Consider the following 15,266-nt stretch of genomic DNA (forward strand, 5'->3'; position numbering starts at 1 on the left):
TAGTCAAGTTGATATCATTTCTGCTACAGTGTTAATTTTTTGTAAAATAATTGTTTATATCTTTGTCTTATTTAAATAATAATAAGTCAATAGTTATTGTAAACACGATTCAATTAATTCAGCGAGTAATGGAATGAAGAATAAGATCATTTTATCCAGTACTATAGTTACTGGTGTGTTAATAGCCTCTATATTAACAGCGTGTTCAGGGCATAGCCCTGAGTCAAATGTTGCAGCTATTGCAGCCAATTCAAAAGGTATAAATGTGAATTACCCCATAACAAAAAAAGGCGATATTGTTGATACATACTTTGGTACTCAAGTTGCTGACCCTTATCGTTGGTTAGAAGATGATCGTAGTGAAGAAACGGGTAAATGGGTAAAAACGCAAAATGAATTAACCTTTGATTATTTAAAGCAGATCCCTTATCGCGAACGATTGAAATTACGTTTAGGAGAATTATGGAACTATGAAAAAATAGGCGCGCCTTTTAAAGAAGGTGATTATACCTATTTTTACAAAAACGATGGTTTACAAAATCAATACGTTGTTTATCGTCAAAAAGACGGTGGCGAAGTAGAGTTGTTTTTAGATCCGAATACTTTCAGTGAAGACGGTACGACTTCAATGGGGCAATTAAGTTTTTCTAAAGATGGTTCTATTGCCGCTTATGCGATTTCAGAAGGCGGTAGTGACTGGCGTAAAATTATCATTGTTGATGCAGCCACCAAAAAAGTGCTTGAAACACCGTTAATTGATGTGAAGTTTTCAGATATTTCGTGGTATAAAAATGAAGGCTTTTACTACTCTAGTTATGACAAACCCAAAGGGAGTGAACTCTCTGCCAAAACAGATCAACATAAGCTGTATTATCATCAATTAGGGCAAGCACAAAAAAATGACAAGGTCATTTTTGGGGCTACTGCGCAAGAAAAACATCGGTATGTGAGTGGTAGCGTGACCGAAGATAACCGTTATTTAATCATTTCAGGTGCGGTATCTACTTCTGGCAATAAGTTGTTTTTAAAAGACTTAACTAGACCTAATAGCCCGTTAGTTACCATTGTAGATGACTTTTTAGGTGACACCTACGTGATAGACAACGAAGGCGACACTCTGTTTTTAGTAACCGATATTGACGCGCCTAACAAAAAAATTGTTAGTGTAAGTGCTAAAGCACCTGAACGTAAAAATTGGCATGATCTAATACCTGAAACAGAAAACGTATTAAGTGCATCAATTGGTGGTGGTTATTTCTTTACAGAATATATGATTGATGCCATATCTAAAGTGTATCAATACGATTATCAAGGCAAAAAAGTACGTGAAATTGCACTGCCAGACGTAGGCAGTGCGAGTGATTTTTCAGGTAAGAAAAATGATAGTATCTTGTATTATTCATTTAGCAACTACAAAACACCTGATACGATTTACCGTTACAATTTAGACGAGGGTAAAAGTAACGTTTATCAAAAATCAGGTGCTAAATTTGACAGTAATGCCTTTGAATCTAAACAAGTATTTTATACCTCAAAAGACGGTACTCAAGTACCTATGATCATTACCTATAAAAAAGGCCTTAAGCTGAATGGTAAAAATCCAACATTATTATATGCCTATGGTGGTTTTAATATTAGTTTAACCCCATCGTTTAGTGTGACTCGTGCTGTGTGGATGGAGCAAGGAGGCATTTACGCGGTTGCTAACTTACGTGGTGGCGGTGAGTACGGTAAAAAATGGCATGACGCAGGAACACAATTAAATAAACAAAATGTGTTTGATGATTTTATTGCTGCAGGCGAATACCTGATTGAGCAAAATTATACATCGAGCGAATATCTTGCTGTACAAGGGGGATCAAACGGTGGCTTGTTGGTTGGCGCAGTAATGACGCAACGTCCTGATTTAATGCAAGTTGCACTTCCTGCGGTTGGGGTGTTAGATATGCTTCGTTATCATACCTTTACTGCGGGTGCAGGTTGGGCATACGATTATGGTACAGCTGAGCAAAGTGAAGAAATGTTTAATTATTTGCAAGCCTATTCACCCGTGCATAACGTTAAATCAGGCGTTAGCTATCCTGCGACTATGATAACAACAGGTGATCATGATGATCGCGTTGTACCTGCTCATTCGTTTAAATTTGCGGCTCAATTGCAAGCTAAGCAGGCTGGCACTGCACCCACGTTAATTCGAATTGAAACAAATGGTGGTCATGGGGCGGGTACGCCCGTTTCTAAAACGATCGATCTTTACGCAGACCTATTTGCTTTTACACTCTTCAATATGGGATTTGACAAACTACCAGAGTAATAAAGCCCTTCAGTAATAGATGCCCAAGCATGACTTGGGCTTTTTCAGTTTATTTAAGCCAATTTAGGTTCATTAGTATTTTTAATGTATTACATTAAAAACATCCATTATATTTATTTAATTATCTCTTATATATTATCGCTAAAATGAATAACTGAGAGATATGATGGCTTTTTCTATAGAAAATCGAGCGAACACCTTAAATGGTCTGCTATTTGTCGCATTATTAGCAATGGCAGCTACGTACCTGTCTGAATTCTCATTGTTTAAGCAATTAGCGATTAGTCCACTGATTATTAGCATTGTGCTGGGTATGCTATACGGGAATAGTTTACGGCATAAATTTCCTGATGAATGGCAGATTTCTTTGTTATTTTCTACTAAAACCTTATTACGATTAGGTATTGTTTTATATGGTTTTCGGTTAACATTTCAATACGTTATACAGGTTGGGGTTGCAGGGGTTGCAGTCAGCTTTATTATGGTAACTACTACCTTTATTCTAGGATGCTGGGTTGGTATAAAGCTATTAAAACTTGATCGTGATACCAGTATTTTAATTAGTGCAGGCAGCGCAATTTGTGGTGCGGCTGCCGTATTAGCAACAGAGCCAATTATTAAAGCCGAGCCTTATAAAACCAGTATCGCGGTGGCAACTGTGGTGGTTTTTGGCACACTTGCAATGTTTATTTATCCAATGTTGTACCAAAGTGGTGTATTAGGGTTAACTGAACAAGCAATGGGGGCATATACTGGTGGGAGCCTACACGAAGTCGCCCATGTAGTTGGCGCAGGTGCAGCCATGGGGGATAACATTGCAAACACAGCAATTATTGTGAAAATGTTGCGAGTAATGTTATTAGCACCTTTTTTAATTGTGTTAAGTCTTTGGATTGCGAGAGGCGTTAAACAAAGCTATGTAAGGCAAGGCGTTGCTCAACGTCAGCATAAAATGGCAATTACTATTCCTTGGTTTGCATTAGGTTTTGTTGGTGTTGTTGGCTTTAATTCACTTAATTTGTTGCCAGAAAGCGTAGTGAATGGCATTAATCAGTTTGATAATTTTATATTAACAATGGCGATGACAGCATTAGGAATGGAAACTCGCTTTAATAAATTTAAGCATGTTGGTTTTAAACCGATTTATCTAGCGAGTATCTTATTTGTTTATTTAATGGGAGCAGGCTATTTCTTGTCTTACTACTTGATAAGATAAAACCTAGATAGGGCGCTAAGCACTGTGGCTTTGTTCAAAGCCAGCCAAAACGGTAAATAGTTGTTCAATTTTTTTAACTAATGGAATGAGTAATTGTTGTTGGTCTTTATGTGCTTGCCAGTTTAATAGATCATCAGCAATTTCTTCCACATAGGGTTGAAATGTATTTGCAGAACATTGAAAGCCAGCATCTTTTTTAAAAATGGCTTCAAACCCTGCTTTATTATGTTCGCGTAAATCAGCTAAAGTGGCATCAGCCGTTAGTGATTTTTTTAAAATGAGTGAGATATTTTCAATGAATTGTTGTTCAATGGCTTTAGTCATAGTGATTTTCTTTTTAAGCTAGTTTTGGTTTAATGTTAATTGATTCAGTTTGGGTTAATGATTTGGTCTGAATTAATAAAATCTGATTATGTCAGATTTATGGGGGTTTTGTTAGTTTGTCCTGCTACTTCGCGTACAAGTTTTGGCATTAAAAAACCAGGCAAAGTGGCAAGCATTTCATTTACAATCGTTATAGCCTTTTCTTCAGGTACATCAAAATGCGCTGCACCTTGCACTGGATCAAATAGGTGTAAATAGTAAGGTTGAATACCCGCATCAAATAGCTGCTCACTTAACGCAATTAAGGTTTGGCTATTGTCATTAATATCTTTAAGTAAAACACTCTGGTTAAATAGTGGGATCCTTGCTGCTCTTAAAGGTTCTAATGCTTGAGTAAAATCATGGTTAATTTCATTCGCATGGTTTATATGCAATACCACGGTTGTTTTTAAGCGGGTATTTTTTAATAAATTAACAAGTGCTGGCGTAATACGGCGAGGAATAACTACAGGTAAACGACTATGAATGCGTAAGCGTTTTACATGAGGTATTTTCTCTATTTGCTCAACAAGCCAATTTAAGTGTTCATCACTTGCCATTAAGGGATCGCCACCGCTAAAAATTACTTCAGATATCTTATTATTATCAGCGATATAAGTTAGCGCCTGATGCCAGCGTTGTTTGTTTGGGGTGTTATCTTGGTAGGGAAAGTGTCGTCTAAAACAATAACGACAATTAATAGCACAACCTGCTTTTACTATCATTAATACACGATTTTTATATTTATGTAGTAAGCCAGTGGCAACAGTATCATGTTCATTTAAGGGATCTGTTACATAACCATCAGAGATAGTAAACTCATTAGATAAAGGCATGACTTGTTTTAATAAAGGGTCATTAATATCACCTTTTTTCATGCGCTTAATAAAAGGTAATGGCACCCGAACAGGAAATAATTTACGCGCCTTAAAGTGTTGCAAATAACCATCACTATTAATATCAAGCAAATTTAGAAGTTTTTTTGGGTCGGTTATGACTTCACGTAAATCTTTTTGCCATGAATTTTCATCACAAAGATGCAATTGAGGGTCAACTTGGGTTATTATTTGCGACAATTCTAAATACAACTTATGTTCTTACCATAGATATTGTTATTTTAATGGTAATAGACAATTAATTAAAGAGCGCACTTATGGCTAATTTCAGTACTAACCAGTTTAAAGCTGGACTTAAAATCATGCTTGATGACGAACCATGTAATATCCTTGAAAACGAATTAGTAAAACCGGGTAAAGGTCAGGCTTTTAACCGTGTTAAAATTCGTAAATTAGTTTCAGGGAAGGTATTAGAGAAAACCTTTAAATCAGGTGAGTCTGTTGAAGGTGCTGATGTAATGGATATAGAGTTAGCGTATTTATATGCCGATGGTGAGTTTTGGCACTTTATGAATAATGAAACGTTTGAACAAATAGCTGCCGATGATAAAGCCGTTGCTGATAGCGAAAAGTGGTTAGTAGAAGGGGACATTTGTACGATCACCTTATGGAATAATTCCCCTATTTCTGTAACACCGCCAAACTTTGTTGAAATCGACATCACAGAAACTGACCCTGGTTTAAAAGGTGATACTGCGGGTACTGGTGGTAAACCTGCTACGTTAGCTACGGGTGCCGTAGTTCGTGTACCTTTGTTTGTACAAATTGGTGAAAAAGTGAAAATCGATACACGATCTGGTGAATACGTTTCACGCGCTTCCAAGTAAACCGTAAATTTAATTTACCCCAAAAGGCTCAAATAGCATTTATTTGAGCCTTTTTGCTATCTATACTTTTGTCGCCTGCTCAGGTATATTCTTGTTATCTTTGTTTTTTTATCAAATATTAGCGAGTAGCCAAGTGAAAGAAAAAGCGACTTCTTTTGATATTGCCTTTCAGGCTGGGGTTTCTCAGTCGACGGTGTCTAGGGCTTTGCGAAATAGTCCTTTAGTGAACGAAGAAACGCGACTCAAAATACAAGCAATTGCCAAAGAATTAAATTACAAAGTCGACAAAAACGCCAGTAATTTGCGTTCGAAGCATTGTGATACCATTGCTTTGCTACTTTTTGAAGACCCCACCAATGATGATTCAGCCATCAATCCTTTTTTTCTTTCCATGTTAGGCAGTATTACCCGAGCTTGCGCACAAAAAGGCTATGATTTATTAGTATCATTTCAACAAGCGAGTAATGATTGGCATGCTGATTTTGAAGACAGTAATAAAGCCGACGGTCTAATTTTATTGGGTTATGGTGATTATGTTGATTTTGAAGAAAAACTGATTCAATTAAGTGAGCAAGGAACGCATTTTGTTCGTTGGGGAGCTGAAGTTAAAGAATTACCTATAGTCTCTATAGGTTGCGATAACTTTCGTGGCGGACAAGAAATCACTGAGCATGTAATTAAGCAAGGGCGAAAACACTTTGCTTTTTTAGGGAGCGCCTCTAGCCATGCACCTGAATTTTATGATCGCTATAAAGGCCATTGTCAGGCACTGAAAGATCACGGTTTAGTGGTTAATAGTAAAATGCAGTTTAACGCTCTGTATACTGAAGAAGCTGGTTACAAAGCCGCGTGTGAATTAATCAACAGTGGTGAAAAATTTGATGCTATTTGTGCGGCGTGTGATTTGATTGCTATAGGCGCAATGCGGGCGTTAAAAGAACATAATATTACCATACCAGACCAAGTTGCGGTGGTTGGGTTTGATGATATCGCCATTGCCAGCTTTACATTTCCGCCGTTAACAACGGTTAAGCAAGATACTCAATTGGCAGGCGAGCTGTTAGTAAATACCTTACTATCATCAATAAGTGGTCATGACATCAGTACTACCTTAATTGAACCTAGCGTTATTGTTCGAAAATCATGTGGTAGCTGATTAAGTTAGACTTTATTCATTTGAGCAACTTGAAAGCAGCTTGTTGCTCTAATCTTTCTCAGAACACAAACTTTGCTACAAAAGAGACCTTAGGCCTCGACACCATTTAGCTTATTTGGATTAGACTTTGTATGGATAACGCTTTAAATTCTTATAATTTATTTTTCAAACTTAAAAAAGGCAAAATAATTACTTTTAAATCCATATATCAATACCCTAAAAACAGTTACTGCAAATTATATAACTCGCCACTTTAGATTACAGAGAATTAAATAAATTACTGTAATAGTTTGTAATCGATGCCCTCCTTAATTTTAACTTTTAGCAGTACGTTAACCCTTACTTTTTACCTTTTTACGGTAGTTAATACCCATTCTTTTTTACCTTTGTGTTGTTTTTTTACCCCTACTTATTTACTATATACCAATTAAAATACAATATTGATTGGTCTTGGGTAGCGCGATGTACAGAAAGTGTTTAGAAAAGTTAATTGAATGGGCTGAACGAGACTCAAGAGGGGTTATGGTTCTTAGAGGAGCAAGACAAGTCGGAAAAACAACCCTAATTCGGAAATTAGCTGAAAAATTGGAACTGCATCTTATAGAGATCAACATGGAAGAATCTCAGAGCTTTACACATATGCTTGAACACAAAGAAAAGGCTAAGGAAATCCTTGAACATATTATGTTAGAACATGGTGTTAACGTCGACCCGAAAAACGTAGTATTTTTTTTTGATGAAATACAGGAGCTACCGAATCTTTATTCATACTTACGTTACTTCAAAGAAAAAGCCCCTGATTTTAAAGTGATTTCGGCAGGATCACTTTTAGAGTTCGAAATTAACAATAAAAACAGACAACAAGGCCCAACAGGTCGAATAGAATATAGTTATCTAAACCCGATGACTTTTGAAGAATATTTATTGGCAGCCAATAAACTTGCTTATGACAAACTAAAAGAACTATCTCCAACAAAACCAGTAAGCGAAGGACTTCACACAATCCTTTCAAATATCTTTAAAGAATATCTCGTATGCGGTGGAATGCCTGCCGCGGTTCAAGCTAGTATAAATAAAGAAGGGCCTTTGCGTTTAGATGCGATAAAAAACGACATAATTACTGGGTACATTGAAGATTTACCTAAATACTCCAGCCTATCTGATACAAAGTACGACACGGAACTACTAGAAAGAATACTTACAGTGGTTATGAGTAACCCTTCTAAAGGGCTACAGTACAACAAAATAGCTCCAGGGTATAAAATTGAAAAAGTTAAAAAACACATTGATATTCTTGCAAGTGCCAAAGTAATTAGGCGTAGTATTCACACTAGTGAAAACAAAACACCTTTACTTAATGGTGTTAACCCTAAAAACTATAAGCTGTTTGGCCTCGATCTTGGACTTTGTTACTCATTTATGGGGATAAGCCCGATGTCAATTTATTCAAATATCGATATTAACGACATGGCTAATGGCGCTATCGCAGAACAATATGTGGCTCAAACACTCGCCTCTATTCCTCCCTTTTATAAAGCGAAGGCAATCTATCATTGGGAAAGGCAAAAGAAAGGATCAACAGCAGAAGTTGACTTCATTACTGAAGTTGGTAGCGAAATCTATCCGATAGAATGTAAATCTGGGAAATCTAACAAACTAAAATCATTAAAATTATTACTAGAAGAGAAAGTATTCAAAACATCACTTCGTTGTTACTCTGGCAATACTGAAATAGAAACTTGGAGTATCACTAAAAATAATGATGAAGAATACCAAGCAACAGTTATGAGCATTCCACTTTATATGTTGGAGCATTTCATTGAGAGTAAAGCTAGTTAAAGGAAAGCCCCTTGGGAACATTGCTCCCCGTAATACATATGAACGACGCATCAGGCATGAACAGCCTCTTCTAGAGCTGATTTTTAGTATCTAAATCCATCGTCTTCATGGCAATAGTTTGTGCTTCCAACCATGCCCATAAGGTCAAAGAGTGAAACAAACGCTAACGTAAGCTTGACTCATAAAGTGATCATGCAGTTTAACGCTCTGTATACTGAAGAAGCTGGTTACAAGGCCGCGAGTGAATTAATAAACAGTGGTGAAAAATTTGATGCTATTTGTGCCGCGTGTGATTTGATTGCTATAGGCGCAATGCGTGCGTTAAAAGAACATAATATTACCATACCAGACCAAGTTGCGGTGGTTGGGTTTGATGATATCGCCATTGCCAGCTTTACATTTCCACCGTTAACAACGGTTAAGCAAGATACTCAATTGGCAGGCGAGCTGCTAGTAAACACCTTACTATCTTCAATAAGTGGTCATGACATCAGTACTACCTTAATTGAACCTAGCGTTATTGTTCGAAAATCATGTGGTAGTTGATTAAGTTAGACTTTATTCATTTGAGCAACTTGAAAGCAGCTTGTTGCTCTAATCTTTCTCAGAACACAAACTTTTGCCACATTGCGGACATTAGCTGTTAGTCGTCAAGAATTGATTCGGATTAGGTTTTGTATTGATAACTAACCATAGTCTCTTGTTAGGTTGCTAGTTTATTGCTTCTTTGTAACTCTACTAGATCCATTAAGGCTTTTGTATCGTTTGCCAACTCCAAAAGACGAGCAGAAACTGCCATTTGTATATCTGATGCAAGAGCCAAAACGTTACTGACTTCATCATCAGGGTATGTTGGTTCTATAGCATCTTCTGAGAATCTACGAGCTACTTGCTCTATCCCTCCATGTGTTAAATCATGAAAAGATTTCAGATTAAGATCAACAGTTTCTTTGATCCATTTTCCGGCAGGATCACCTGAACTTTCAATAGCGCTAACCAGTGTGGGGAAATTAGGACATTTTCCGCCAATAAACTTTTGTATTTCACTTTCTGTTGCGACCTCCAACAGCCAAACTCCTCGAACGTAAGACTCTAGAAGTGGTCTGCATAGTGATAACGAAGGACCTGGAAGGTTGGACTCTACCAATATGATTATAGCGTCACCGATATCAAGAGAATGCTGAAGCAGCGAGACACCATACAATTTCATCTCACGTTTGATACTTAATTCATTTGTGTTTTCATGAACCCACTTCATCACATACTTCGAGTAGCCAAGTTGCCGATCTATAGTCATGGTATTGTCAACCTAACGAGTTTGTAGAATAACTCGTTTATTATAAATTTCCCCATAAAATAGGGGTACTAAATCCATTACCTATATCGCGTTAACACTCTACAGCCTGATACAGGAGCTAAAAAACTCGTCGTTTTGACTGAGTTAGTTATTCTACAGCCTCAACGCCTCGTTAAGAGGCAAATAATATGTTGGCTAAAATAAGCGACGCAGGAGCAAAAGCCAACTGTTATTTGTCCTGCTTTAACGCCTTATAAGGCGACTCGAAGGCTTGCCTCCAATGCTTTTAGTAAGCCAGGTGCTGATTTTCGTACGAAATATATTTGGTCACCCGTTAGCTCTTCTCCATGCACGGCATAGTTGCAAATGGATATAACCTCTTGAGAGCCGACTACAATTTCTTTTGGTAATACATCAATATTTCTAAGGTTGTGTAGCATTTTACCAACTGATGTTTTCCTGCCATCTTTTCCTATTGCAATAGAATATCTACGTAGCAACTTTTCAAATGATAACCTCACCTCGAACATCTCTGTCTCAATTGATCTTGGGGCATCCGGCTTCAGAGGCTCAGTTTCTTCTACCTTTATTCCTAGTTTTTCAATTGCATCTTGTATTTGAGCACTTAAATCAGGTATTTCTGAATCTTTGGGAGGCTCCTGATTGGTATTTACATAGATTTGATTGTTATTGGCTGAGGATACTTCAATTGAAGAAGTAATTTCTGTTTTTAAAATAGCTATTTGATGAGTTAGATCTTTCTTCAAATCTTGAATATCTTGTTTGAGTTTGACGCCAAAAAGGTTCATTTCTTGAAATATGGGGGCGAGACAAACACCGATCCAAATAATAAATATTATTGTATCGAAATAAGATGGATTCCCTTTAATTAATTCGTCATACCGACCAAATAGGAAAAAACCTATGACAACAACGAGAACTAACCACCAAAATATTTTGAAATTTTCTGAGTTATTCATATGCACTCATATTGATTAAGCCTTATAACGTTTAAAGCACGCGCACGAAGTGTCGCCGTGGCTTGCCTTGTTATACATTTTCATGGCGCCAAACTTCATTGTACTTTATGCGAGCTGCTTCAAGATGGCTATTTGTTAATTCTAAACATAGGGTTGTGTATTCTTCCTCTACTTCACTATGAACTCCTCTTCCTCTCTCTTCGTCGCCCATTTTGTAGAAATTCATTGGGTAGCTATGAGCTTGTACAGATAGGAATTTGTACAAGCCTAAAAAATCTTGGGTGTCTCCACCGCCCCTTTGAACTATTTCTTCTTTAGATAGAAGAAATGGATCAGCTCCTTTTAGATAATGTTTCTGCTGTTTTTCTGATAGTGAAGTGAAATAGCTATTGGAGTTTAATCTGTTCTTAACTTCTTCTGCATGTGCCGCTGCATCCGATGCATCCTGACTGGACCCACGAAACTCGAATACCTTTTTGCGCGTGATGGCATCGTGTAGGTTGAAGATGTTCCAGCGACACTCCCATTCTTCTTTGGCCAGACCTTTTTCACAGAGATACAGGAATGTATTAAGACAATCAATTAGATTACGGGTTAGTGATGCCGCTGATGCGTAATCCCAGTGCTCAATGGTATATGCGCCATAACTGTTTCCATTAGCCAGTCTGAGAATGCTCATGCTTATCGTAACCATCCTTGTAAACAAAACAGACGCATAAAAATGTAGACCTTCAGGAGCTGGTATTCCTTCGTATTTATGAGAGGTCTCGGCACACTCTTTTATCTTGGCTTCAAGTGCTTTTATGGATGCTTTGTACTCTTCAGAATATTCCATTTCTTCGTGACTCTTTTTATGTATAACAGCTGAATAGTACGGACCCTGCGGACCGTATATTAATTTTTATACCACGCTTGCACTGGCTTTCTCTTTTTGCCACCGAAGGTACAACCCTTTTACAAATGCGTGATATTCAACGATGTCTTCTTCGCGTAAAGGAGCTGGTCTGTACTGCTCCGGTGGTGCGTGAGACAAGGCGTTTCTTAAATTGGCCCAGAGTAAAAGCTCATCTATTTCTTGTTGTTCAATGCTATATCCGAAGCCCTGCAATGCCTCTAATTTTGCTTTGAGGCCAAAAAGTTTCTTAGTGCTAGAAGTTTCGACTAGCTGATGAGCAATTACGGCTTCAATAAGCCCTTGGAGCCTCCAGAGTGAAAATTGCCAAAGATACTGATTATCAGTGTATCTGTAGTATGCGACATCATCAAGTATGTCATCAGCAACATCTGGACTCTCTGCCCTTACTCGAGCTTCCTCCGTTTTATACTGTTCAGTACGAGCATCAATCATTTCACGAACGATAGTTATAGCGTGATCAAAGTCAGACTCGGTGACTCCGTAAACCCAATAATCTTTTTCCGTTAAATTTTTTAGTTGATCACGCACAAACTTTCCCTAGTGGTATAACGGCCCATTAATGGGCTATTTCGCGTTTGTTAAAATGACGAGGAACGAGGAAATAAACGCGAAATCGTCCCTATTCAATCGCTTGTTATTTGGCAACCTGAGACCTTACGTGGTTATCCATAACAATTTGATAAATAAATATAACCCAAGTTGCGAACCAATGGAAGCGGCGAAAATTCAGCACTTGATAGGACTTCATCATCCTTAAGTTAGGTTTGGGTCAATCATTAAGCATGGCCCCGCTTATGTTGCCCAAACCTAACTTAAGGAAGTGACGTTGAGTATAGTACTAGTCAAGTTCATTTCTTAGATTTTGTTGGCGCTAAAACGGGGTTACATATACTGTAATCTTATACAGTACATGTACGCCAAAGAGCGGCTTCCATGTGCAAATAACAGCTTATTATGTATACGGCTCAGTAATGTCCGTTTCATAATTCTTATTTAATTCGCAATAATATCTCATAACTTCAACGGATTAGAAACAATAAAAATACAATATAAATCGAAGTACAGATATTACTAAGCCGGCTCAGTAACATCTGTACTTTATAAAAACTACAAATCAACGCAAATTCAGATAGATAGGCAGTTATATTGAGTGATGTTTGCCATTTTTAATATATTACTGAGCCGGCTCAGTAATATATTTTTATAAAGATGTTTAATTATGTCTCCATCTCCTTTTTTAGAAAGCATACGTCATATTATTCGTACGATGCATTACAGCATACAAACTGAAAAAACCTATTTAGTATGGATAAAGCGCTTTATTCTATTTAATCAAAAGCGTCACCCTAAGGATATGGGAGAAGAGGAAGTTAGTAACTTTTTGACTCATCTTACCGTTGATATCGTCATCATCTATATTGGACAGCGCTAAGCAAAGCCCTTAGAAAAGTATTAATAAAAACAAATATTCATAAACGCGTTACTGCTCATACTTTTAGGCACAGCTTTGCCACGCAATTACTATTAAATAGTGCCGACATAAGAACAGTACAGGAGCTACTAGGGTACAACGATGTTAAAACGACTCAAATTTATACTCATGTTATAGGTCAACATTCTTCTGGAATTTTAAGCTCTATTGATAGACTTAAGCATTAGAAAAAATATGGCAAAAAGTTTATTGTTAATGTCAGCAATGCGCACTTTGAAGTCATATTAATACAACTAAAAATAAGCCGATGAACTATTTTCACTATATTAAAATCATTTTCAAATACTAAGTCATTTAATTCCATACTTTTCTCTATTTTCTTGTACTCTTTGTATCAGCTTAGTAAGGTGATATTACTAATCAAGTTTGGGGTATCTATCAAATATGAAAGTTAAAATATTCACTAAAACTTTAAAAACTAAGCGTGTTTAATCAAAGCAATGACATTGCCGTTAGGCAACAACTTCCTCACTGCAAGTGGCTACTTTCTCTGCTGTACCATCTTTAACAAAAAACACTGAAAGTGCTGCTAAGATCATTGAACCACCAGCTAACATAATGATGTAGATTGCTTGATTATCAAATACAGCGGTTAAAATCCAACCAGCAAAAATGCCTGAAACAATTTGTGGTGCGGCAATAGTAAAGTTGAAAATGCCCATGTAGACACCTGTTTGCTTAACTGGCAATGAGCCAGCCAAAATAGCGTAAGGCATAGCTAATATGGCAGCCCAAGCGATACCAATACCAACCATCGAAATAATTAAAGAGACTGCACCTTGTGGTACTTCAATTTGAGTAATACCTAAATTTACCATGGTTAATTCAGGATTCTGCATTAGCATGATACTTAAATAGCCAATGCCTCCAGCCAGTAACGATAAAGCATAAGTGAGTTTTCGACCTATTTTGTCAGCGACTTTTGCCATAAATAATGAGGCAAATGCGGCAAATAAGGAATATGCGGCAAAAATAATACCTACCCAATCACCTGCTGTGCCTTTTATTTTAGCGATATCTTCGGGAATTGTACCGATAGACTCTAAATAGTGAGGATCAAACCATTTAGCATCTAAATCCCAAATATGTTGTGCGATAGCTGGCATGGTATACACCCACATAATAAATAAAGCAAACCATGAAAAAAATTGCACTAAGGCTAATTGCTTCATGGTGCTTGGCATAGTTTTCATTAAACCAAAAAAGGTTGATAATTTTTCGTAGAGTGAGCTTTTCTTTTCAGTCGTTTCTAATTCGGCTAAACCATTGGTGCCAGGGGCGTATTCTTTGGTTCTAAATACCGTCCATAGAACTGAGCCTAACATCACTGAAGCACCAATATAAAATGCCCAAATAACAGAGGGGGCAACTGAACCTGCGCTAGCTGAGTTTTCTAAACCAATGACATTGGTTAATAAAAAAGGCAAAATAGACCCGAAAACGGCACCAATGTTGATTAGAAATGATTGTACCGAATAACCAAGGTTACGCTGCTCTGGTGGTACCATATCAGACACTAAAGCGCGAAATGGCTGGAATGCTAAATTAAACGATGCATCCATTAGTGCTAACATCATGGCGCCGAAAAATAATGGGGTGATAAAGCTCGTTAAGGTAGATGAATTTGGCATTAATAACATACCAATAGCCGCGGCAAAGCCACCTGCTAGTATATAGGGATTTCTACGCCCTAAGCGATTCCAGGTTCGATCAGAGGCTGAGCCAACCAAAGGTTGAATAATTAAGCCCATAATAGGGGCAACTAACCAAAACAAAGATAGTGAGTGTAGGTCAGCACCTAAGTCAGAAAGTATGCGGCTGGCGTTAGCATTTTGTAGCGCAAAGCCAAATTGCACGCCTAAAAAGCCAAAACTAACATTCCAAATTTGCCAAAAGCTGAGGCGAGGTTTTTGTTGGGGAGTATTCAAGCTCTTCATGTGGTTAGATGTGGTCATGTATCAGACGCTTAT

General features: G+C 37.4%; 14 protein-coding genes and 1 pseudogene. 8 read left to right on the forward strand and 7 right to left on the reverse strand.

Annotated features, from left to right (window positions below; translation table 11 throughout):
* Window positions 1–133: 133 nt before the first annotated feature.
* Window positions 134–2,314 (forward strand): prolyl oligopeptidase family serine peptidase, encoded by a 2,181-nt coding sequence (locus tag ACE1OF_RS00825; protein ID WP_448891989.1) that lies wholly within the window; start codon window positions 134–136, stop codon window positions 2,312–2,314.
* 166 nt (window positions 2,315–2,480) lie between these two features.
* Window positions 2,481–3,530 carry a YeiH family protein gene (locus ACE1OF_RS00830; RefSeq protein WP_448891990.1) on the forward strand — a complete coding sequence of 350 codons (1,050 nt, stop codon included), beginning with the start codon at window positions 2,481–2,483 and terminating at the stop codon, window positions 3,528–3,530.
* A 15-nt stretch (window positions 3,531–3,545) separates the two neighbouring features.
* On the opposite strand, the gene ACE1OF_RS00835 is transcribed toward ACE1OF_RS00830, so the two are convergent.
* Window positions 3,546–3,854, reverse strand: coding sequence for a hypothetical protein (locus tag ACE1OF_RS00835; RefSeq protein ID WP_448891991.1), 309 nt, complete (start codon window positions 3,852–3,854; stop codon window positions 3,546–3,548).
* Between the two features lie 86 nt (window positions 3,855–3,940).
* The gene (epmB, locus tag ACE1OF_RS00840) at window positions 3,941–4,981 is read right to left on the reverse strand and encodes an EF-P beta-lysylation protein EpmB (protein ID WP_448891992.1); all 1,041 of its coding nucleotides are present in this window, start codon (window positions 4,979–4,981) and stop codon (window positions 3,941–3,943) included.
* Between the two features lie 65 nt (window positions 4,982–5,046).
* On the opposite strand from epmB, the gene efp reads away from it, so the two are divergent.
* From efp to ACE1OF_RS00860, 4 genes and pseudogenes are all read left to right on the forward strand, one after another.
* Window positions 5,047–5,616 carry an elongation factor P gene (efp, locus tag ACE1OF_RS00845; RefSeq protein WP_242287402.1) on the forward strand — a complete coding sequence of 190 codons (570 nt, stop codon included), beginning with the start codon at window positions 5,047–5,049 and terminating at the stop codon, window positions 5,614–5,616.
* A gap of 133 nt (window positions 5,617–5,749) precedes the next feature.
* Window positions 5,750–6,772 carry a LacI family DNA-binding transcriptional regulator gene (locus ACE1OF_RS00850; protein ID WP_448892093.1) on the forward strand — a complete coding sequence of 341 codons (1,023 nt, stop codon included), beginning with the start codon at window positions 5,750–5,752 and terminating at the stop codon, window positions 6,770–6,772.
* Window positions 6,773–7,234: 462 nt separating this feature from the next.
* Window positions 7,235–8,611 (forward strand): ATP-binding protein, encoded by a 1,377-nt coding sequence (locus ACE1OF_RS00855; RefSeq protein ID WP_448891993.1) that lies wholly within the window; start codon window positions 7,235–7,237, stop codon window positions 8,609–8,611.
* 195 nt (window positions 8,612–8,806) lie between these two features.
* A pseudogene (locus ACE1OF_RS00860) lies at window positions 8,807–9,157 on the forward strand (substrate-binding domain-containing protein); the annotation flags it as partial.
* 157 nt (window positions 9,158–9,314) lie between these two features.
* Here ACE1OF_RS00860 and ACE1OF_RS00865 read toward each other — a convergent pair.
* The 4 genes from ACE1OF_RS00865 to ACE1OF_RS00880 all read right to left on the reverse strand — a co-directional run bounded on the left by ACE1OF_RS00865 (window position 9,315) and on the right by ACE1OF_RS00880 (window position 12,332).
* Window positions 9,315–9,908 carry a DUF6988 family protein gene (locus ACE1OF_RS00865; RefSeq protein ID WP_448891994.1) on the reverse strand — a complete coding sequence of 198 codons (594 nt, stop codon included), beginning with the start codon at window positions 9,906–9,908 and terminating at the stop codon, window positions 9,315–9,317.
* 251 nt (window positions 9,909–10,159) lie between these two features.
* On the reverse strand, window positions 10,160–10,888 hold the full coding sequence (locus ACE1OF_RS00870) for a hypothetical protein (protein ID WP_448891996.1): 729 nt from the start codon (window positions 10,886–10,888) through the stop codon (window positions 10,160–10,162).
* A gap of 70 nt (window positions 10,889–10,958) precedes the next feature.
* A complete protein-coding gene (locus ACE1OF_RS00875; protein ID WP_448891997.1) occupies window positions 10,959–11,723 on the reverse strand; it encodes a DUF5677 domain-containing protein in 765 nt (254 codons plus the stop codon).
* Window positions 11,724–11,789: 66 nt separating this feature from the next.
* On the reverse strand, window positions 11,790–12,332 hold the full coding sequence (locus ACE1OF_RS00880) for a hypothetical protein (protein WP_448891999.1): 543 nt from the start codon (window positions 12,330–12,332) through the stop codon (window positions 11,790–11,792).
* Window positions 12,333–13,023: 691 nt separating this feature from the next.
* Between ACE1OF_RS00880 and ACE1OF_RS00885 the strand changes: the two genes are divergently transcribed.
* Window positions 13,024–13,236, forward strand: coding sequence for a phage integrase N-terminal SAM-like domain-containing protein (locus tag ACE1OF_RS00885; protein WP_448892001.1), 213 nt, complete (start codon window positions 13,024–13,026; stop codon window positions 13,234–13,236).
* Between the two features lie 35 nt (window positions 13,237–13,271).
* The gene (locus ACE1OF_RS00890; protein ID WP_448892095.1) at window positions 13,272–13,463 is read left to right on the forward strand and encodes a tyrosine-type recombinase/integrase; all 192 of its coding nucleotides are present in this window, start codon (window positions 13,272–13,274) and stop codon (window positions 13,461–13,463) included.
* Window positions 13,464–13,748: 285 nt separating this feature from the next.
* On the opposite strand, the gene ACE1OF_RS00895 is transcribed toward ACE1OF_RS00890, so the two are convergent.
* Window positions 13,749–15,251, reverse strand: a complete 1,503-nt coding sequence (locus tag ACE1OF_RS00895) for an MFS transporter (RefSeq protein WP_448892002.1) — start codon at window positions 15,249–15,251, stop codon at window positions 13,749–13,751.
* Between the last annotated feature and the right edge of the window lie 15 nt (window positions 15,252–15,266).

Source organism: Colwellia sp. E150_009 (genome assembly GCF_053543955.1).

Coding starts and splice junctions, on each gene's coding strand:
- ACE1OF_RS00855 (WP_448891993.1), top strand. CDS start 7,235: ATGTACAGAAAGTGTTTAGAAAAGTTAATTGAATGGGCTGAACGAGAC.
- ACE1OF_RS00895 (WP_448892002.1), bottom strand. CDS start 15,251: ATGACCACATCTAACCACATGAAGAGCTTGAATACTCCCCAACAAAAA.
- ACE1OF_RS00835 (WP_448891991.1), bottom strand. CDS start 3,854: ATGACTAAAGCCATTGAACAACAATTCATTGAAAATATCTCACTCATT.
- ACE1OF_RS00885 (WP_448892001.1), top strand. CDS start 13,024: ATGTCTCCATCTCCTTTTTTAGAAAGCATACGTCATATTATTCGTACG.
- ACE1OF_RS00830 (WP_448891990.1), top strand. CDS start 2,481: ATGGCTTTTTCTATAGAAAATCGAGCGAACACCTTAAATGGTCTGCTA.
- ACE1OF_RS00870 (WP_448891996.1), bottom strand. CDS start 10,888: ATGAATAACTCAGAAAATTTCAAAATATTTTGGTGGTTAGTTCTCGTT.
- efp (WP_242287402.1), top strand. CDS start 5,047: ATGGCTAATTTCAGTACTAACCAGTTTAAAGCTGGACTTAAAATCATG.
- ACE1OF_RS00865 (WP_448891994.1), bottom strand. CDS start 9,908: ATGACTATAGATCGGCAACTTGGCTACTCGAAGTATGTGATGAAGTGG.
- ACE1OF_RS00875 (WP_448891997.1), bottom strand. CDS start 11,723: ATGGAATATTCTGAAGAGTACAAAGCATCCATAAAAGCACTTGAAGCC.
- ACE1OF_RS00825 (WP_448891989.1), top strand. CDS start 134: ATGAAGAATAAGATCATTTTATCCAGTACTATAGTTACTGGTGTGTTA.